We start from the raw sequence: 18,964 nt of genomic DNA, 5'->3' as shown, positions 1-18,964 counted from the left end.
TTTCATGGTTGACGTCTAACTGCCGCAGCAGCTGCACCCCCCGGCTTTGCAGCTACCCGGATCAGGTTAGCCCGCACTCCCCCGCCCCCGCCTAGCCAGCACCCGCGACGTTATTGAAGAGTTACTGGATGACGTCCCGGGAGTTGGGACACGGGCGGCCCGCACGCCGCTTGAACGGCCCGCGGCCACATCTGCGCTAAGCTATGTTCTGCCCCTGGAACGGGGCGATGCGGCTGTAGCTCAATGGTAGAGCGCTAGCTTCCCAAGCTTGATACGCGGGTTCGATTCCCGTCAGCCGCTCCACCAGCGCAGCGGAAGAGACACATCCACCCCGGGTCCATTAGGTACCGGCGTGTATCGTCAGAGGTCAGGAACCTCTTCGGTTCCGCTACAGGAGCAATCATGGCTGACAAGTCCCCGCGTCAAGCAGCATCCAAGAAATCCGGCAAGTCCATCAAGGAAAAGCGCGCAGACAAGAAGGCCGCTTCCGCGCCGGCCAGCTCCCTGGACCTGACGTCCAGCAAGGCCGCAAAGAAGAAGTGACCGGCCTCGAGAACAAACTGACCCTGGGCGTCCTGGCGTCCACGCGAAAACCGGCCGAGCGCCGGCTCCCCATCCATCCGCTGCATTTTGAGCGCATCGCGCCTGAGGTTCGCCAACACATCATCCTCGAGCAAGGCTACGGTGAGCGCTTCGGAGTCCCGGACGCGCACCTTTCCACCCTGGTGGGCAGGATGGCGGGCCGGGAGGAACTGCTGGCGGAGGCCGACGTCGTACTCCTGCCGAAGCCGCAACCCGGGGATCTGGCCGAACTGCGGGACGGACAGGTCCTCTGGGGCTGGCCGCACTGCGTGCAGGACCGCGCCATCACCCAGCTGGCCATCGACAAGAAGCTGACGCTGATCGCCTTCGAGGCCATGAACCACTGGGCAAGTGACGGCGGATTCGGCCTGCACGTCTTCCACAAAAACAACGAGCTGGCCGGGTACTGCTCGGTCCTGCACGCTCTCGCGCTGACCGGTTCAACCGGCGACTACGGGCGGCGCCTCAGCGCTGTGGTGATCGGCTTCGGCGCCACGGCCCGCGGTGCGGTGACGGCACTGAATGCGCACGGCATCCACGACGTCCAAGTACTGACCAACCGAGGAGTCGCCGCAGTAGGCGCGCCCATCCACTCGGTCAATATCGTCCAGTTTGATCACGACGACGAAGCGCCCTTCCTGAGCCAAGTCATCACCGAGCGGGGCCGGGTGCCGCTGGCGCCCTTCCTGGCCGAGAGCGACATCGTGGTCAATTGCACGCTGCAGGACCCCAACAATCCGCTGACCTATCTGCAAACAGAGGATCTTCCCGCCTTCAAGCCGGGCAGCCTGATCGTGGACGTTTCCTGCGACGAGGGCATGGGATTCAGCTGGGCCAGGTCCACCACGTTCGCAGATCCCATGTTCACCGTGGGTGACCACATCAACTACTACGCGGTGGACCACAGCCCGTCCTATCTCTGGAACTCCTCCACCTGGGAGATCAGCCAGGCCCTGCTCCCGTTCCTGGCAACGGTCATCGACGGCCCGGATGCGTGGGCAGGGAACGACACGGTTACCCGGGCCATCGAGATCCGCGACGGCGTCATCCGCAACAAGGATGTCCTCGAGTTCCAGAAGCGGGAAGCCGCATACCCGCACCTCGCCCTGTAAGCCTGCCTTACGCCGTCGTCGCCTTGCTGACGATGCTCACTGGGTGGCGGCGGTCCTTGAGGCTGACCCTCAGCAGCAGCGAGCCTTTCCGCGCCAGGACGACGGCGACCGTCAGCGCGGCGAGAGCCGGGACTCCCCCGGCCACCAGCAGGGCCACGTGCGGGCTGGCATGCTCGGAGAGCCAACCGAGCATTGGCCCGCCTATCGCCTGGCCGCCGATCAGCACCATGATGTACAGGCTCATGACCCGGCCCCGGATACTCATGTTGGAGCTGACCTGGACGAGTTGGTTCGATCCCGTCAGGAACATCAGGCACCAGAATCCGGACAGCACCATCACCGCCCCGAAAACCGGCATGGACGGTGCCACGGCAGCAAGGCAGAGCATGATTCCGTACATGCCGGCGCAGAACACCACGGAGCGGAGCCGCAACTGCCGGCGCCGCGTGGACGCCACGGCTCCCGCTAACGCGCCTAGCGCCACGAGGGCGTTCAGCAGTCCGTAGCCTCCCGCTCCGACGTCGAAGACGTGATCGGCGAAGGCCGCAAGCACTACCGGCAGACTCATGGCAAACACCGCGATGAACCCGGCCATGAGCCACGGCCAGTAGATGGTGGGCTTGCTAAGGGCATAGCTGAGTCCTTCGCGGAGCATGCCCTTGCTCTTGGGGGTCGGTGCGCTGACGAACAGCTGGTCTTTCCGCAGGATCAGGAGCATGGCCACCGTGGAACAACAGGCTACGGCGTTGCCGGCGAATGCCCATCCGGCCCCCACGGCGGTTAGCAGCCAGCCAGCCAGGGCGGGACCAATCAGGCCTCCAAGCTGGAAGGTGGTGGAGTTGACGCTGATCGCGTTGCGCAGGTACTTCGGCCCCACCAGTTCGTTGACAAACACTTGCCTGGCGGGCTGATCCAGCACGGTGACCAGGCCGAGGACCAGGGCGATGACGTAGACGTGCCAGACCTCAACGGCGCCTGTCAGGGCAAGAACCGCGAGCGCGGCAGCCAGGACCGCGGCCATGCTCTGGCACAGGATCAGGATCTTCCGTTTGGCGAACCTGTCCGCCACCATGCCGCCCCAGGGGCCCAGCAGAAGGGAGGGCAGGAACTGCAGCGCCACGGTGATGCCCACCGCGGTCACGGATCCGGAAAGCTGCAGGACCATCCAGTCCTGGGCGATGCGCTGCATCCAGATGGCGATGACGGCGATGAAGTGACCCACCGCGAAGATCCGGAAGTTCGGGACCTTCAGCGAGATGAAGGTGTGCTTCCACGGCAGCCGGTCAGGGACGACGGCGAGGGGCTGGGTCTGGCTGGCCGGCGGCGCAGCCCTTGCGGAGTCGATGACGGGCTGGGTGACAGTTGCCGATGAAGGCGGTGGGGGTGCCACAGGTGTGTCCTCAAATTGCGGTCGGTCCGGGATGCCGTTAACGCTAGGCTGGGTGCACGTGATTATGGAGGCGTATTGTCCCTATAACTCGTATTGCAAACTGCAATGCCACCGATCCGCACCCTGCCCCGCTGGAGTCCACAGTGTTTGAACCTGCGCAGCTGCGCTCCTTCCTGGCGGTTGCCGAGACCCTGAGTTTCACCAAGGCTGCTGATCGCCTGGGCCTGGCCCAACCCACCGTCAGCCAGCACGTCCGCAAGCTCGAAACAGCTGCCAAACGTGTGTTGATCACAAGGGACACGCGCGACGTCCGGCTGACAGACAACGGTGATGCGATGGCAGGCTTCGCCCGGAACATCCTCTCGGCCCACGACGCCGCGGCACGGTATTTTTCCGGCTCCGCCATGCGTGGAAGGCTCCGGTTTGGTACCGCTGATGATTTGGCAATTACCGGGCTGCCAAGGATTCTTCGCGAATTCCGGCAGATCTATCCGCAGATCAACCTGGAACTTACCGTGGGCCAAAGCGATCAGCTGTACCGGAAGCTCAATGCGGGCCAGCTGGACCTCGTGTTCGTGAAATGGGTTGCCGGGGCCAAGGACGGCACGGTGGTGCAGCATGACTCGTTCTCCTGGGTGGGCCAGGAACAGACCGTACTGGAGCCCGGGGCTCCCGTCCCGCTGATCGCCTACCCCTCACCCAGCCTGAGCCGAAAGCTCGCCATCGATGCTTTGGAGTCGCACGGCAGGACTTGGCGCATTACCTGCACCACGCGCCAAATCAGCGGCGTCCTTGCCGCAGTCCGGGCCGGCATCGGGGTCGCCGTCATGCCGTCCTCGCTGGTGCCCGACGACCTGAAGATCATCACCCGGCGCTTTGACCTGCCGGCAGTCGGCGACGTGGATTTCACCCTGATCCGCAATCCCTTGGCCAACTCCGAGGTGATCGACGCGCTGACGCAGTCCATTGTGGGGCGGACCATCAACCGCCCGGCCTAGGTGCTTTCGAACGTATTGATGTCGGTCCCCGTCCGCGGGCTCATGACGACTAGGTTGTACGCATGACAGCAACCAACGGCGTGGGACAGCAGTTCGCCCTTGATGTTGGATACGGGGTCCGGATCAACTACTTCGACACGGGCGGGGACGGCTTTCCGGTCGTTATCCTGCACGGCCTTGCCGGCAGTGCAGTGGAATTTTTCGAAACCGCCGACGCCCTTCCGGAATTTCGGACCATCCTGGTTGACCTGCGCGGGCACGGCCGAAGCACCTCCGGGCCAGACGACCTTTCCCGGGAAGCCTTTGTTGCCGACGTCGTCCACGTGATCGAGTCCGCGGTAGGCGGCCCTGTGGCACTCGTGGGCCAATCGATGGGCGGCCACACCGCAATGCTCGTTGCAGCGAAGCGGCCGGACCTGGTCAGCAAGCTCGTACTTCTGGAAAGCAGCGCCGGCAGCAGCAGCGCTGCCGAAAATATGCAGCTCGGGGAATTCTTCCGTTCCTGGCCGGTTCCGTTCCCAACCCGGGCGGCCGCCCAGGAGTTCCTGGGCAACGGCCCCCTGCAGGACGTGTGGGTGTCCGACCTTGAAGAACGGGAGGACGGGTACTGGCCCCGTTTCTCTGCTGACGTCATGGTGGGCACGATGAACGGGTTGATGCGGCCCCGTTGGGAGGAGTGGGATGCCGTCGCGGCACCCACCCTCGTGGTGTATGGCGAAGAAGGAATGTTTACAGCGGAAGAGAAAGCGGAGTTCGTCGCCCGCGGCCATAACGTCCGGCGCGTGGACATTCCCGGGGCATCTCATGACGCGCACCTCGATGCCACCGGCGCCTGGATAACGGCCCTGAAGTCGTTTTTGAACAGCTAAAGCTTTGGCCGCAAGACAACCCGTTCTCCGTTGATGCCGGAACGTTGCATCGCCTATGCTGGTTTTCCCATGGTCAAGCAGCTGGCCGGTTCTTCAATACGAGCACGCCCCTGCCCGGCAGGTTGCGCGCTCGGGACAGGCAGCCAATGACGACAGCCAAGAACACCCGCCTCAGCTCTTCCCATGCCCGCCCGCATAACACTGCGCGGCCTCTGGCCACCCGCCAATCCACCCTCGGCTCCGGACTGGCCACCACGGATTCCGGATACGTCGGCAAGCCCACCTGCGACAAGTGCCGCACCGATGAATTTGTCTACCTTGAGTCTTACATCCCGCCCACCTACCGGCGCGATGGTGCTGTTGCAACCCTGGGCGAAGTCGCCTACACCTGCACCCACTGCGAGGAGTTCTCCGCCCACAGCGTACCGGTGACATGGACTCCGCCCGGCTGGTACCTCGGCTAGCGGAGAGCCCAACCAGTCAGAACTGCAGAAGGCCGGGTGGCCACCGTCAAGGTGACCGCCCGGCCTTTGCTTCGCCGCTGCCAGGCTAGATCAGCGCGTCGGAGAGGTGGTTCGGTGTGCCGAAGCGGTGCGCGGTGATGCTGACAGCCTGCTCATGCAGGAACGGCAGCAGTTCCACGCGGCCGGCCTCGGTAACCGGGTGGGAGTAGACGGCAAGGTCCGGGCGGCCGCCGGTCGCGTGAGCCAGGGAAGCGGCATCTCCGCCGATCAGGCGGATGCGGGCTCCGGAAAGCCTACCGGCACTGGCGAGGTGTCCGGCGGTTGCCAGCCACTCGGCGTCGGACTCAACTGTGGCGTCGATGTCCAGCGCGGTGAGCACCGCGCGCAGCTGGGCGGGAAGCCCGACGGCGGTGGACACCGTCAGCTCCGAGCCCGCCAGCGAACCGGCCGCTACGGTCCGCACGAGGTGTGCCAGTGTCGCGCCCTCGGAGAGGCGGATGGCCACGGGCAGGCTGCGGTAGCGGAAAATGTTGCGCTCCGCGCTGAGGCCGGAGACGTCCTTTGCCGTACCGAACTCGCCGGCCCAGGCCTCAGCATCGGAGGCCAGTGCGCGCTGGAGGGATTCGAGCTCTGCAGGTTCCAGGGCGGAACCGGCTGCATTGATGATCCGCCCGACACCGGGATGGGTCACAGGCGTATCCGCCGTGCTCGCCGCTGAAGTCCACTCGCCCAGGCCGGCCAGGTAGTTGGGGCCACCCGCCTTGGTGCCGGCGCCAACTGCTGACTTCTTCCAGCCGCCGAACGGCTGGCGCTGCACAATGGCGCCGGTGATGCCGCGGTTCACGTACAGGTTTCCGGCCTGGATGGTGTCCAGCCAGGTGCCCAGCTCCGCCGAGTTCAGGGAGTGCAGGCCCGCGGTGAGGCCATACTCAATCTGGTTCTGGATGGCGATGGCCTCCTCCAGCGTTTCAGCGGTCATCACGCCCAGCACCGGGCCGAAGAATTCGGTCAGGTGGAAGTAGGAACCGCGCTTGACGCCGTAGCGCACGCCCGGGCTCCAGAGCCGGCCGGTGCCATCCAGCTTCTTCGGTTCCACGGCCCAGTTTTCGCCGTCGCCCAGGGTGGTGAGGGCGTTGAGGAGTTTTCCGTTGGCGGGCTCGATGATCGGCCCCATCTGGCTGGTGGGATCCTCCGGGTAGCCCACCTTCAGCGAGGTGACGGCGTCGATCAGCTGGTTGTGGAACCGCTTGGACTTGGCCACCGAGCCCACCAGGATCACCAGTGAGGCAGCCGAGCACTTCTGGCCGGCATGGCCGAACGCAGAGTAGGCCACGTCCTTGGCGGCGAGATCCAGGTCGGCACTGGGAGTGACGATGATGGCGTTCTTGCCGCTGGTCTCGGCCAGCAACGGCAGGTCCCGGCGGAAGGACCGGAACAGTTCGGCGGTTTCATAGCCGCCGGTGAGGATTACGCGGTCCACAGCCGGGTGGGAGATCAGCTGCTTGCCGAGCTCCCGCTCACCGAGCTGCACCATGGTGAGGACCTCGCGGGGAACGCCCGCTTCCCAGAGGGCTTCAATCATCACGGCGCCGCTGCGGGCGGCCTGCTTGGCCGGCTTGATGACGACGGCGGAGCCGGCGGCGAGTGCCGCGAGGGTCGATCCTGCCGGGATGGCGACCGGGAAGTTCCACGGCGGCGTGACCACGGTGAGTTTGGCTGGAACGAATGTGGCGCCGTCGACCTCATCCAGCTTCCGGGCCGACTCGGCGTAGTAGTGGGCGAAGTCCACGGCTTCGCTGACCTCGGGGTCACCCTGGTCGATGGTCTTGCCGGTTTCACTGGCCATGACCTCAAGCAGGTCGGCGCGCCGGGCCTCCAGGACATCTCCGGCGCGGTGCAGGATTTCGGCACGCTCGTCACCGGAGAGCTCGCCCCAGGCCTTGCCCTTGTCCAGGGCCGTATGGATGACGGTGTTGAGGGTGGCCTCGTCCTTGATGGACGCCGCGGCGACGGAGGCATTGCCCAGGGTGGATGAGGGTACGCGTTCCAGGATGGCACGGCCCCAGTCGCGGTTCGCCGGCAGGGACGGATCGGTGTCCGGGGTGTTCTCGAAGCCCTGGTGCGGCATCGGCACCGGGGGCAGGCTGCGGTTCTGCCGGCGGTTGGGCAGCGGAACACTGTTGTCCAGCGCGTCCAGCGAGGAGAGGAACCGCTGCTTTTCGCGCTCAAACAGGGCTTCGTTCTCGCTGAGCTCGAACACGGCGGACATGAAGTTGTCCTGGCTGGCGCCCTCTTCGAGGCGGCGGATCAGGTAGGCGATGGCGACGTCGAACTCGGACGGGTGCACCACGGGTGTGTACAGCAGCAGCGAACCGACGTCCTTCTTGACGGCTTCGGCCTGGCCCTGGGCCATGCCCAGCAGCATTTCGAACTCGATGCTCTGCGGTGCGGTATCCGCGATGCCGCGCTGCTTGGCCAGGAGCCAGGCGAAGGCGATGTCGAACAGGTTGTGGCCGGCAACGCCGATCCGGATGTTCTTGATCCGCTCCGGGTGCAGGGAGTAGTTGATGACGCTCTTGTAGCTGGTGTCGGAGTCCTGCTTGGTGCCCCAGGTTGCCAGCGGCCAGTCGTGCAGGGAGGCTTCCACCTGCTCCATGGGCAGGTTGGCGCCCTTGACCACGCGGACCTTGATGGCGGCACCGCCGTTGGCACGGCGTTCGGCCGCCCAGTCCTGCAGGCGGATCATGGCGGAGAGGGCGTCCGGGAGGTAGGCCTGCAGAACGATGCCGGCCTCGAGGTCCTTGAACTCCGGCTTGTCCAGGATCCTGGTGAAGACCGCGATGGTCATGTCCAGGTCCTTGTACTCCTCCATGTCCAGGTTGATGAACTTGGCCTTGCCGCCACCGGCCGCGAAGGAGTTGGCGCGCCGGAACAGCGGCGTCAGCTTCTCGACGACGTGTTCAACGGCTTCGTCGAAGGCCCAGGCGGAGTGCGGGGCAACGGTGGAGGACACCTTGATGGAGACGTAGTCGACGTCGGGACGGGCCAGCAGGGTGTGGGTGCCTTCGAGCCGGCGGGACGCCTCGTGCTCACCGAGGACAGCCTCGCCGAGGAGGTTGACGTTGAGCTTGATGCCGTCCTTGCGGATCTTGGCAATGGACGGGCCCAGCTTGGCGTCGGTGGCGTCCACGATCAGGTGGCCCACCATTTCGCGGAGGACCTTGCGGGCGACGGGAATGACAACCTGCGGCAGGACCGGGGCCATGGCGCCGCCCAGCTGCACTGCGCTGCGCATGTACCAGGGCAGGAAGGCGGGAACCTTGGGGGCCAGGGCGGCGAGGTTGCGGGCAGCGACGTTCAGGTCCTCGGGACGGACCACGCCGTCCACGAAGCCAACGGTGAATTCCAGCCCGTTGGGGTCCTTCAGGACGCCGGCAAGCTGCTGCGCGGAAGCATCCACGGGAACCTTGGACGCCTCGGTCAGCCAGTGGCGGACCAGCGCTACTGCTTCGCTGGCCAGCGCCTTCGCCTGGGGCACATCGACGTCGACGGTCTGCGGCGCGTAGCCGGTGGCAACTGCCGGTTCCATTGCAATGTGGGTCATGGCTTTTCTCGTTCTTTCCTGGGGGTTTCGAAGAGGTCTTAGAACCAGTATGAGCTTGCAGTCACATAAGATAAAGCGATCTTTTCTGAGCAATACAGGTTAGAAAAACCAAAGATTTGCGGCGCTCACATATGCCCCCGCACCCCTCTCCACAGGACGCTCTCTCACTTAAGGCGCCCTTTGTGGCCACCCTCTCTCACTTAATGCGGGAAAAACGGAAACGCTCTATCACCCTCCACAGGAAGGTGATAGAGCGTCCGGGTTTAAGCGACATTAAGTGAGAGAGCGTCCCCGGAGAATTGGTGCGGCAGGTGATGGGGCGTTCGGGGCGGGAGAGGGTCAGGCGACAGGCCGGTGCATCTCCACGATCTCGTCGTGCCGCGGGCTGTTCGGGTTCATCAGCGAGTTCTTCTTGCCATAGAAGAAGTAGATGGCCAGGCCAATAACAAGCCAGACGCCGAAGCGGGCCCAGGTTTCCCAGTGCAGCTGGAACATCAGGAACGCCGAGGCCAGCACACCGAAGGCCGGGATGACCGGCATCAGGGGCAGGCGGAAGGACCGGGGAGCGTCCGGCTTCTTGTAGCGGAACACGATCACAGAGAAGCAGACGACGACGAACGCGGCCAGGATGCCGATGTTCGTGAGGTCAGCAACGGCCTTGATGGGGAACACGCCGGCCAGCAGGGCGGACGCCACGCCGGCGATCCATGTAACGCGCTGCGGGGTGCCGTGGCGGTCGGTCTTGGAGAACCAGCCGGGCAGCAGGCCGTCGCGGCTCATGGAGAACCAGACACGGGTGACGCCCAGAAGGAAGGTCAGCATCACGGTGAGGATGGACAACACGGCGAAGACCGAAATGATGGTGGCGATGACAGGCAGGCCCACTCCCGTGAAGGCTGAAGCAAAACCTGCGGTGGGGTCGATGTCCTTGTAGTTCTGCATGCCGGTCAGCACCAGGGTGGCGGCCACATACAGGAGCATGGCAATGATCAGCGAAAGGATAATGGCCTTGGGCATGTGCTTCTTGCCGTCCTTAGCCTCTTCGGCCGCGGTGCTCATGGCGTCGTAGCCGAACACGGCGAAGAAGACGGTGGCAGCACCCGCAAGGACGGGGCCGAAGCCGCTGGGCATAAACGGGTTGTAGTTGTTGGTGTCGATGTAGAAGACGCCCAGTCCAATGATGAAGAGGATCAGGACGACCTTGATGGCCACTGCCACGAGTTCGAACCGGCCAAACGCCTTGGTGCCGCGGGAAAGGATCCAGGTCACGATGAGGCACACCACGATGGCTGGGATGTTCACGATTCCGCCCCGGCCTTCGTCAGCTGTGGACGTCATCCAGACGGGCATGTTGATGCCGATACCGGAGAGGAAAGCGTCGAAGTAACCGGAAATGCCGATGGCGACCACGGCGACGATGGCGATGTATTCGAGCAGCAGGTCCCAGCCGATGAACCAGCCGATGATCTCGCCCAGCGCCACATATCCATAGGTGTATGCCGAGCCGGCGCGGGGAATCATGCCAGCGAACTCTGCGTAGGACAGCGCCGCGGCCGCCGAAGCAAGGCCGGCGACCAGGAAGGAAATCAGCACCGCGGGCCCCACTCCGGGTGCGCTTTCGCTTCCTGCTGCCACCAGTCCCGCAAGGGAGAAGATGCCGACGCCGATGATGCCGCCTACGCCGATCGCCGTAAGCTGCCACAGCCCGAGTGACTTAAAGAGGCCACTGTGTTTGTTTTCTTCCTCAATGTCGTCGATGGGCTTGCGCCTCATGATCGACTGGCTCATATCTCTAGTGCTCATCAGGAACTCCTGCTTGGGGTGCGACCCCGCCGCGGCACGCCGTTAGGCGCTGTGACGGGGGTAACTCGGTCCCAACAGTATGCAAGGCTGTTTGCATTAGATAAAGTGAATACTTCTAACCTATATTCGTTAGTTTCAGTTAGGAATTCCCCATGCTCGACCTCCGCAGGCTCCGGCTGCTCCGGGAATTAAGCATCCGGGGAACGCTCGCGGAGGTGGCGGAGGCATTGCAGTACAGCCCGTCGTCGGTATCGCAGCAGCTTGCCCTGCTGGAGAAGGAAGTAGGCGTGGAGCTGCTCCGCAAGACTGGCCGGCGCGTGCAGCTCACGCCGCAGGCTGAAGTGCTGGTGGCGCACACGGCGAGCCTGCTGCAGACCATGGAACAGGCGGAGGCCGATCTCGCGGCTTCCCTGACCACTGTCACGGGGACCGTCCGGATCGCGGTCTTCCAGTCCGCGGCCCTTGCACTGATGCCGGAAACGCTGACGAGAATGGCCAAAGCCTACCCGGAGGTCCGCATCGAGATGATTCAGCGTGAGCCGGAAACCGCGCTGCACGAGACCTGGGCGCGGGACTTCGACCTTGTCATCGCCGAACAGTACCCGGGGCACGCTGCCCCGCGTTACCCCGAGCTGGACCGGGTCCGGCTGACCACCGATGCCATCAGGCTGGCAGTTCCACCAACGCCCGACGGCGCGCCCGCCATCAGCTCGCTGGAGGACACCGCGGAACTCGCCTGGGTCATGGAGCCGCGGGGAGCAGCATCACGGCACTGGGCGGAGCAGGCCTGCCGGAGCGCCGGCTTTGAACCGGACGTGCGCTATGAAACCGCCGACCTGCAGGCACAGATCCGGCTGATCGAGTCCGGCAACGCCGTAGCCCTGATGCCGGACCTGGTATGGACAGGCCGCGGCACCACTGCCCAACTGCTGGAGCTGCCGGGCAAACCGCACCGGACAGTGTTCACGTCAGTGCGCCGTTCCAGCGCCCAGCGGCCCGCCATCCTGGCAGCACGGGAGACGCTCGCCGCTGCCGCAGCGGCGGTGGCAACGAACGACGCCGGGTGACCGGCCGCCGTCGAGTCCTTCACTTCGCGGGGTTGGGGCTTCCTGCTGCAGTGTTCCCTGCGTCACTGCGCGGGATGGCCCCCGGCGCTAGACTGATGCCGTTATGAATCGAACAATGTTCAAGTCCAAAATCCACCGGGCCACCGTTACGCACGCCGACCTGCATTACGTAGGTTCGGTCACCGTTGACCTGGACCTCCTGGATGCTGCCGATATTCTTCCCGGTGAACTGGTGTCCATTGTGGACATCACCAACGGCGCCCGGCTGGAGACGTACACCATTGCCGGCGAGCGCGGTTCCGGTGTCATCGGCATCAACGGTGCAGCGGCGCACCTCATGCACGAGAACGATCTTGTCATCCTCATTACCTACGCCCAGATGACCACCGAAGAGGCCAAGGCCTATGAGCCAAAGGTGGTCCACGTGGACGAAAACAACCGGGTCATCCAGCTGGGGAACGACCCCGCGGAGGGCCTCACCCCCGGGATGCTGCGCCCCCCTTTTGCCCTTAACAACGCTTCCCTCTAAACCGGAGCGTGTGTCCCAGTACCCTCCGCCGCCGCGCCCAGCGGTATAACTTCCTGCGGTTTAACTCCCAGCGGGTTATCCCTTGCTAGGTGTGCTGGCCGGCTTCTTCGTGGTCTGGTGCATCATCCTGGTGGGTTGGTTCGTGGGCCGGCAGAACATACTGGGTGACAATGCCCGCCAGGTCCTCAGTTCCCTCACCTTCTTTGTGGCCAGCCCGGCGCTGTTGTTCGAAACTCTAAGCAAGGCGCGCCTCGCCGAGGTTTTTGCGGCTCCCCTGCTGGTCGCCGCCGTGTCGGCCATCGCCACGGCAGCCATCTTCTTTGCCATCGCCAAGTTCTGGCTGAAACGCTCGCTTCCCGAGTCCCTGATGTCCTCGATGGCGGCCTCCTTGGTGAACTCCGCCAACCTGGGCATCCCCGTCGCCGTCTACGTCCTGGGCGATGCGAGCTACGTGGCGCCGCTGCTGATCTTCCAACTGGCCTTCTTCACGCCGCTGTTCCTGATGATCCTGGACTCGAGCACCAGCTCCCACCGCACCACTCCCCTGAGCTTTGCGGTGATGATTCTGAAGAACCCCATGATCGTCGGCTCCGCCCTGGGACTGCTGGTGGCGGGCACCGGCTGGCAGGTTCCGCCGCTGGTTATGGAGCCCATCCACCTGATCGGCGGCGCGGCGATCCCGGCCATGCTGATTGCCTTTGGCATGAGCCTGAACGGCACCCGCCCGCTTCAGGCCTCCGCCGCCCGCCGGGTGGACACCCTGCTGGCCAGCGCGTTCAAACTGGGGGTCCAGCCGGCGCTTGCGTATCTCTTTGCCCGTTTCGCGCTGGGGCTGGAGGGCCACATCCTGTTTGCCGTCGTTGTCACCGCAGCACTGCCCACCGCGCAGAATGTCTTTGTGGCCGCCAGCCGTTACAAGACGGGCCTCACCGTGGCCAAGGACACCGTGCTGATTACTACCGTGGTGGCCGTCCCGGCGATGATTGGCGTAGCGCTGCTGCTGACGTGATGGGAGTTTAATGATCAAGATGCTGGACACCGTGGTGATCGGCGGCGGAGCCATGGGTTCGGCTGCGGCATGGGCGTTGTCCCGCCGCGGCCGCCAGGTAACGCTGGTGGAGCAGTTCGGGCCGGGACACAAAATCGGCGCCTCGCACGGGGCCACGCGCAACCTGAACCCCGGCTACCACCGTCCCGAATACGTGGCCATGCTGGCCGAAGGCTTGAGCCTGTGGGACGAACTGGAGCAGGACAGCGGCGAACAGCTGCTGGCCCGAACGGGAATCGTCAACCACGGCCCCGATCCCCGGCTTCCGGACGTCGCCGATGCGTTGAACCAGGCCGGCATCCGCGCCGAGTTCCTGTCCCCGGCGGCGGCTGGCGAGCGCTGGCGCGGCATCCGTTTCGACCAGCAGGTACTCCATATGCCCGACGGCGGCCAGCTCAACCCGAAGGCCGCGCTGCCCGCCTTCCAGCGGCTCGCGGCGGCCCGCGGTGCCGAGATGCGGCATCACACCAAAGTGGTGGAGCTGAAAGTGATGGACGACGGCGTCCGGCTCACCTTTGAGTCCGGCGCGGGTACCGAAGTGGTCACCGCCGCCCAGGTTGTGGTTACCGCCGGCGGCTGGACCGAAAAACTCCTGGCCGGCGCCTCGGGAAGTACCCAACTGCGGATTCCGAAGCTGCGGGTCACCCAGGAGCAGCCGGCGCACTTCCGGGTGGCGGATGCGGGCGCCCGGTGGCCCGGGTTCAATCACATGCCAGGCACGGGCGCGGAGTACAAAAGCTGGTACTCCCCCGTCTATGGCATGCAGACTCCAGGTGAAGGGATCAAGGCCGGGTGGCACGGCGTGGGCCCGGAGGTGGACCCGGACTCGCGATCCTTCCAGCCGGAACCCGTGCAGCTCGCCGCCCTGCAGGATTACGCCCGGGCGTGGCTGCCCGGCGTGGACGCCGATTCCTTCGAGGCCATCAGCTGCACGTACACCACCACCCCCGATGAGGACTTCATCCTGGACCGGATTGGCCCTGTTGTCATCGGTGCAGGATTCTCCGGACACGGGTTTAAGTTCACTCCCGTTGTTGGCCGCATCCTTGCCGACCTCGCCACCGGCACTCGGCCGGCGCCGGAGATCTTCCGCGCATCCCGCTAGCCTTTAGCGCTCCTTGCCGTCCTCTACCCCGCTGGCGACCGGCTCGGCGTCGGCCGGCTTCCCCGCGGCCTGCTTTCCGGCGTTCGCCTTGACCGCGGGCATTGCCAGCACCGCCGCCACGGTGAGGAGACCTGCGGCGAGCGCCGCCAGGAAAACGGCGCCTGAAGCGGCGACGACGGCGGGCGCGTCACCGGTGCCTCCTGCCGTGGTTGCGTACACCGAGTTCGCAATCGCGCCGAATACGGCCACGCCGAGGGCGCTGCCAATGGACCGGGCGAACATATTGGTGCTCGTCACGACGCCGCGCTCATTCCATTCCACGCTGGACTGGGCAGCGATAAGGGTCGGGGTGGCCACCAGCCCAAGGCCGAGTCCGACAACGAAGCAGCTGGTGGCGATCAGCGCCACGTTGGGAGTGGCCGACGTCAGGGCAAGGACCAGAAGGCCCGCCACTGTGACGGCAATTCCGATCAGGGCTGTGGGTTTGAACCCGATCCGCAGGTAGAGCCGCCCTGCCTGCGAGGCGCTGATCGGCCAGCCGAGGGTCAGCGCCGCGAGCGCCAGGCCGGCAATCAACGGCGAGGTGGACAGGGCCCCTTCGAGGAACGTGGGCACATACGAGGTCAGTCCGATCATGACTGCTCCGACGCCGAAGGACACCAGTGCAGTGGTACCCAGCAGGCGCCGCGACACCACCCAGGTTGGCAGTACTGGCTCCGCGGCCCGCCGCTCCACCAGGAGGAACAGGACCAGGAGGGCGGCTCCCACGGCGAAGACGCCGATACCAGCCGGCGAGTCCCACTCCCATGCCTGTCCGCCCTGGAGGGCGCCAAGGATCAGCAGGGTGAGCGAGCCTGCCAGCAGCGCAGCGCCGGCGTAGTCCACGCGGTGCTTGGCGCGCTCGACGTTTTCGTGCAGGGTCCGGAGCAGCATCCACCCTGCCAGCAGGCACAGCGGAACGTTGACCAGGAAGATGCCGCGCCAGATCCCCAGCGAGGAGAAGATACCGCCCAAACTGGGACCCACCACCGAAGAGACCGCCCACACACTGGCGAGGTAGCCCTGGACTTTGGCCCGCTCCTCAACTGAGTAGATATCACCGGCGATGGTGATGGACACCGGCAGCACGGCTCCCGCCCCGAGGCCTTGCAGCGCCCGGAAAGCAATCAGGGCGGGCATGCTCCAGGCGATCCCGCAAAGGATTGAACCGAGCAGGAACAGCCCGATGCCCGCCAGGATGATCGGCTTGCGGCCAACCATGTCCGAAAGCTTTCCGTAGATGGGCACCGAGACGGCCTGGGCCAGCAGGTACGCAGAAAAGAGCCAGGGGAAGGATTCGAAGCCGCCCACGTCGCGAACAATCGACGGGACTGCGGTGGCAACGATGGTGGAATCGATGGCCACCAATCCGGTGGACAGCATCAGTGCCATGAGAATGGGGCCCCGCTCTGAACGGAACCCCACTCCTTGGGCTCGCGTGGTCATATGTCTCGTTTCGGTCCCTGTTTCCCTGTTCCCTGTTCCCTGATAACTCCACTCTAGGGACCGAAGCGGAACCGCGACTACCTTCGGTGTTGGTGCCCGTCCAGGAGCCGGGCACAGCGGATGAAACCCAGGTGCGAGTATGCCTGCGGGTGGTTCCCCAAGTGGGTTTCCGTGCCGGGGTCGTATTCCTCCGGCAGCAACCCCGTGGGGCCGAAGAGGTTCACCAACTGGTCGAACAGGTCCCAGGCCTCCTCAATCCTTCCCACCGCGACGTACGCCTCGATCAGCCAGGTGGTGCAGATGTGGAACCCGCCCTCCAAACCCGGCAGGCCGTCGTCGTACCTGTACCGGAACACTGTGGGTCCCACCCGCAGCTCCCGTTCCACGGCCGTCACCGTGTCCAGGAAGCGCTGGTCTGTGACATCGAGCAGGCCTGAGAGCCCGATGTGCAGGACGGCGGCATCCAGGTCGGGGCTGTCGTAGGCCACGGTGTAGGAGGATGCGGACTCGTCCCAGCCTTCCGTCAGCACCTCTTCCCGGATGGCGGTGGCCGTGGCCTCCCAGGACGGTTCGGGCATGCGGCCGTGCCGGGCGGCGGTCCGCAGCGCTCGGTCAAGGGTCACCCAGCACATCACTTTGGTGTACACGTGGTGCCGGGGAGCCCTCCGGGCCTCCCAGATGCCGTGGTCCGGTTCCTGCCAGCGGGCCAGCACTGCCGAGGCCATCTGGACCATCAGTTCCCAGTGGCCGTCGGTCAGGGCCGCTTCCCTCTCGCTGAGAGCGTAGATCAGTTCCGCGATGGGGCCGAACACGTCCAGCTGGACCTGGTGGTCGGCGGCATTGCCGATCCGGACAGGCCGGGAGCCGGCATAGCCGGGGAGGCTGTCGATGACCGCCTCTGTGGAGAGCGGCGCGCCGGTGACCGAGTAGAGGGGATGCAGCCACTCCGGGCCGGGGGCGTGCTCCAGGATCCGCCCGAGCCAGTCCAGGAAACCTACTGCTTCCTGTGTGGAACCAAGGTCCACCAGCGCGTTGACCGTCATGGAGCCGTCCCGGAGCCAGCAGTACCGGTAGTCCCAGTTGCGGGTGCCGCCAATGCCTTCCGGCAACGATGTGGTGGGTGCAGCCAGCACCGCGCCGGTGGGCTCGTGCACCAGTGCGCGGAGGACCAGGGCGGACCGGCGCACCAGGGATGGCTTGACGCTGGGCAGGTCCAGGCGCTGCACCCAGCTGCGCGAGTGGAGTGCCACGCCGGACCGTCGCTCGGTTTCGCCGCCGGGGTCCACAGGTTGATGCTCCGTGTCACCACACCTCAGGTTGAGCACCACTGGGCCGTCCTGCAGGTTGACGGCGGCTGTGGCCGTGCCATGCCGCCCATCCGAGGCAATGGCAAACGTCACGCCCGGGGCGAAAAGAATGATGGGGTCGGAGGTCCCCACCACGTGCAGCCCGTCGCCGCGCGCCTCCATGCTGAAGGGAGCGTTGGCGTAGTCCGGGCGAGGCGCAAACACGATCCTCGCCGCACCGCTTCCGGAGAGCACGCGGACAAGGCTGGTGATGCCTTCGGGGGCCGGCTCCAGGTAGTCCGTGACCGTGACATCGGCCCAGCGGGTCTCCACGATCATGGTGCTGTCCACGTAACGCTGGCCCAGCACCTGCGAGGCCTTGACTGGCTCGACAGAAAAGTGTCCCGCCGCGTCGCCGCCAAGGATGTGGGCAAAGAGCGATCCGGAGTCAGGGAGCGGATGGCTCATCCAGCAGATCCGGGCGTCAGGGGTGACCAGGGCTGTGGACGATCCGTTCCCGATCATCGAATGCCGTTCAAGCCCCACGGCGTCCTCGCCGAACAGCCACGCCCGGCGCAGTTCAAACAGGATGGCAAGCACACGGGCAAAGCACTCCGGGTCGCGCAGCCGGTGTGCAGCGCCGGTATCCCCCGGTCCTACCCGCAGGCCCATGTCAGGCCCCCGCAATGTGGCGATGGCAAGCTCGTCGCTGTACGCGTCCCCGGCGTACATGGCAGCACTGGCGCCAAGCCGCGACCGGAGATTTTCCAGCGCCCCGGCCTTGGAAGGTTCCACGACGGAGAGGTCCAGGACCGACCCGTCCACGATGAAGAACAGCCCGTGCTCACTGGCAATCTCGCGGGCGGTTTCCGTGACCGCCTCCACCACCGCTGCGGCGGCGGGACGGGTGTGGATCGAAACGGCCACAGGCTTTCGCTCGATCCAGACTCCCTTGTGGAAGCCCACCGCCTCGGTGACTGCTGCACTGACTTTCTGCAGGACCGCTTCCGCGGCCAGGGGCTGGACGTGGGCAAATTCCATGTCCGATTCCGCGCCATGCGAGCCGATGAGGTGCACCTCCGCGGGCAGGCGGGACACGGCCGCCAGGTCACGGAGGGAGCGGCCGGAGATGACGGCGGCATGGGTGTTGGGCAGCGCAGCCAGGGCGCGCAGGGCGATCGCGGCGCTGCCCAGCGGGAGGGTTTCGGTGGAGATCCCCTCGGCATCGCACAGCGTTCCGCCGTAATTGCAGGCCACGAGCAGCCCCGGAACCCGGGCGAGGACCTTGAGTTCCGCCATCAGGGTGGGCGTCAGCCCGTCGTCGGCCGTGTCGGAGCGGACAAAGGATCGCAGCAGCCCCAGCGGAAGGGACCGGGTGAGCAGCGCGGAGTCCGCCACGCTCTGGTTCAACGGCATCGCCATTCGTGCACCCCTTAGGCAGGACGCACCCGGAAAGGCAGCCGAAGGATGGCCCACGGCTATCGGGTGGTGCCCCTCCCCGTAGGTCCACCGGAACCTCGGAAGGGGCACTCCTCATCGTCCGCCCGGCCGGTTTCCCCCAAAAGTCCCCATCATTGCGTATGTGTAAAAGCACTGCGTATGTGGAAAAGTCCGGCGGCGGA

The 18,964-nt window shown here is 65.3% G+C and carries 14 protein-coding genes and 1 tRNA gene; 10 read left to right on the top strand and 5 right to left on the bottom strand.

What is annotated here, in order from left to right:
- Nucleotides 1-229 precede the first annotated feature (229 nt).
- The 3 genes from M8J71_RS03310 to M8J71_RS03300 all read left to right on the top strand — a co-directional run bounded on the left by M8J71_RS03310 (nucleotide 230) and on the right by M8J71_RS03300 (nucleotide 1,694).
- A tRNA-Gly gene (locus tag M8J71_RS03310) sits at nucleotides 230-303 on the top strand.
- A 99-nt stretch (nucleotides 304-402) separates the two neighbouring features.
- A complete protein-coding gene (locus M8J71_RS03305; protein ID WP_205484577.1) occupies nucleotides 403-543 on the top strand; it encodes a hypothetical protein in 141 nt (46 codons plus the stop codon).
- Nucleotides 540-1,694 carry a N(5)-(carboxyethyl)ornithine synthase gene (locus tag M8J71_RS03300; protein WP_256246586.1) on the top strand — a complete coding sequence of 385 codons (1,155 nt, stop codon included), beginning with the start codon at nucleotides 540-542 and terminating at the stop codon, nucleotides 1,692-1,694. The genes M8J71_RS03305 and M8J71_RS03300 overlap by 4 nt, the downstream gene beginning before the upstream one ends.
- Nucleotides 1,695-1,701: 7 nt before the next feature.
- Here the strand turns inward: M8J71_RS03300 and M8J71_RS03295 are convergent, their stop codons facing one another.
- The gene (locus M8J71_RS03295) at nucleotides 1,702-3,084 is read right to left on the bottom strand and encodes an MFS transporter (RefSeq protein ID WP_256246585.1); all 1,383 of its coding nucleotides are present in this window, start codon (nucleotides 3,082-3,084) and stop codon (nucleotides 1,702-1,704) included.
- 143 nt (nucleotides 3,085-3,227) lie between these two features.
- Between M8J71_RS03295 and M8J71_RS03290 the strand changes: the two genes are divergently transcribed.
- From M8J71_RS03290 to M8J71_RS03280, 3 genes are all read left to right on the top strand, one after another.
- Nucleotides 3,228-4,082, top strand: a complete 855-nt coding sequence (locus M8J71_RS03290) for a LysR family transcriptional regulator (protein ID WP_256246584.1) — start codon at nucleotides 3,228-3,230, stop codon at nucleotides 4,080-4,082.
- Between the two features lie 62 nt (nucleotides 4,083-4,144).
- Complete coding sequence (locus M8J71_RS03285; protein WP_256246583.1) at nucleotides 4,145-4,951, top strand: alpha/beta fold hydrolase; 807 nt, start codon at nucleotides 4,145-4,147, stop codon at nucleotides 4,949-4,951.
- 146 nt (nucleotides 4,952-5,097) lie between these two features.
- A complete protein-coding gene (locus tag M8J71_RS03280; protein WP_256246582.1) occupies nucleotides 5,098-5,415 on the top strand; it encodes a hypothetical protein in 318 nt (105 codons plus the stop codon).
- An 85-nt stretch (nucleotides 5,416-5,500) separates the two neighbouring features.
- On the opposite strand, the gene M8J71_RS03275 is transcribed toward M8J71_RS03280, so the two are convergent.
- Together M8J71_RS03275 and M8J71_RS03270 are read right to left on the bottom strand one after the other, a co-directional pair.
- Nucleotides 5,501-9,019 carry a bifunctional proline dehydrogenase/L-glutamate gamma-semialdehyde dehydrogenase gene (locus M8J71_RS03275; protein ID WP_256246581.1) on the bottom strand — a complete coding sequence of 1,173 codons (3,519 nt, stop codon included), beginning with the start codon at nucleotides 9,017-9,019 and terminating at the stop codon, nucleotides 5,501-5,503.
- A gap of 339 nt (nucleotides 9,020-9,358) precedes the next feature.
- A complete protein-coding gene (locus tag M8J71_RS03270) occupies nucleotides 9,359-10,822 on the bottom strand; it encodes an amino acid permease (RefSeq protein WP_256246580.1) in 1,464 nt (487 codons plus the stop codon).
- A 152-nt stretch (nucleotides 10,823-10,974) separates the two neighbouring features.
- Here M8J71_RS03270 and M8J71_RS03265 point away from each other — a divergent pair, with 152 nt between their 5' ends.
- From M8J71_RS03265 to M8J71_RS03250, 4 genes are all read left to right on the top strand, one after another.
- The gene (locus M8J71_RS03265) at nucleotides 10,975-11,889 is read left to right on the top strand and encodes a LysR substrate-binding domain-containing protein (RefSeq protein WP_256246579.1); all 915 of its coding nucleotides are present in this window, start codon (nucleotides 10,975-10,977) and stop codon (nucleotides 11,887-11,889) included.
- Between the two features lie 103 nt (nucleotides 11,890-11,992).
- Entirely contained in the window at nucleotides 11,993-12,418 is a 426-nt protein-coding gene (panD, locus tag M8J71_RS03260) for an aspartate 1-decarboxylase (RefSeq protein WP_256246578.1), read from the top strand.
- A gap of 82 nt (nucleotides 12,419-12,500) precedes the next feature.
- Complete coding sequence (locus tag M8J71_RS03255; RefSeq protein WP_256246577.1) at nucleotides 12,501-13,427, top strand: AEC family transporter; 927 nt, start codon at nucleotides 12,501-12,503, stop codon at nucleotides 13,425-13,427.
- A 10-nt stretch (nucleotides 13,428-13,437) separates the two neighbouring features.
- Entirely contained in the window at nucleotides 13,438-14,571 is a 1,134-nt protein-coding gene (locus tag M8J71_RS03250; protein WP_256246576.1) for an FAD-dependent oxidoreductase, read from the top strand.
- 3 nt (nucleotides 14,572-14,574) lie between these two features.
- Here the strand turns inward: M8J71_RS03250 and M8J71_RS03245 are convergent, their stop codons facing one another.
- Complete coding sequence (locus M8J71_RS03245; RefSeq protein WP_256246575.1) at nucleotides 14,575-16,056, bottom strand: MFS transporter; 1,482 nt, start codon at nucleotides 16,054-16,056, stop codon at nucleotides 14,575-14,577.
- Nucleotides 16,057-16,133: 77 nt separating this feature from the next.
- Nucleotides 16,134-18,764 (bottom strand): trehalase-like domain-containing protein, encoded by a 2,631-nt coding sequence (locus M8J71_RS03240; RefSeq protein WP_256246574.1) that lies wholly within the window; start codon nucleotides 18,762-18,764, stop codon nucleotides 16,134-16,136.
- Nucleotides 18,765-18,964: the final 200 nt, after the last annotated feature.

The sequence above is a fragment of the Pseudarthrobacter sp. R1 genome (genome assembly GCF_024494415.1).
Taxonomy (GTDB): Bacteria; Actinomycetota; Actinomycetes; order Actinomycetales; family Micrococcaceae; genus Arthrobacter.
This window is presented reverse-complemented; position numbering and strand designations above follow the sequence as displayed.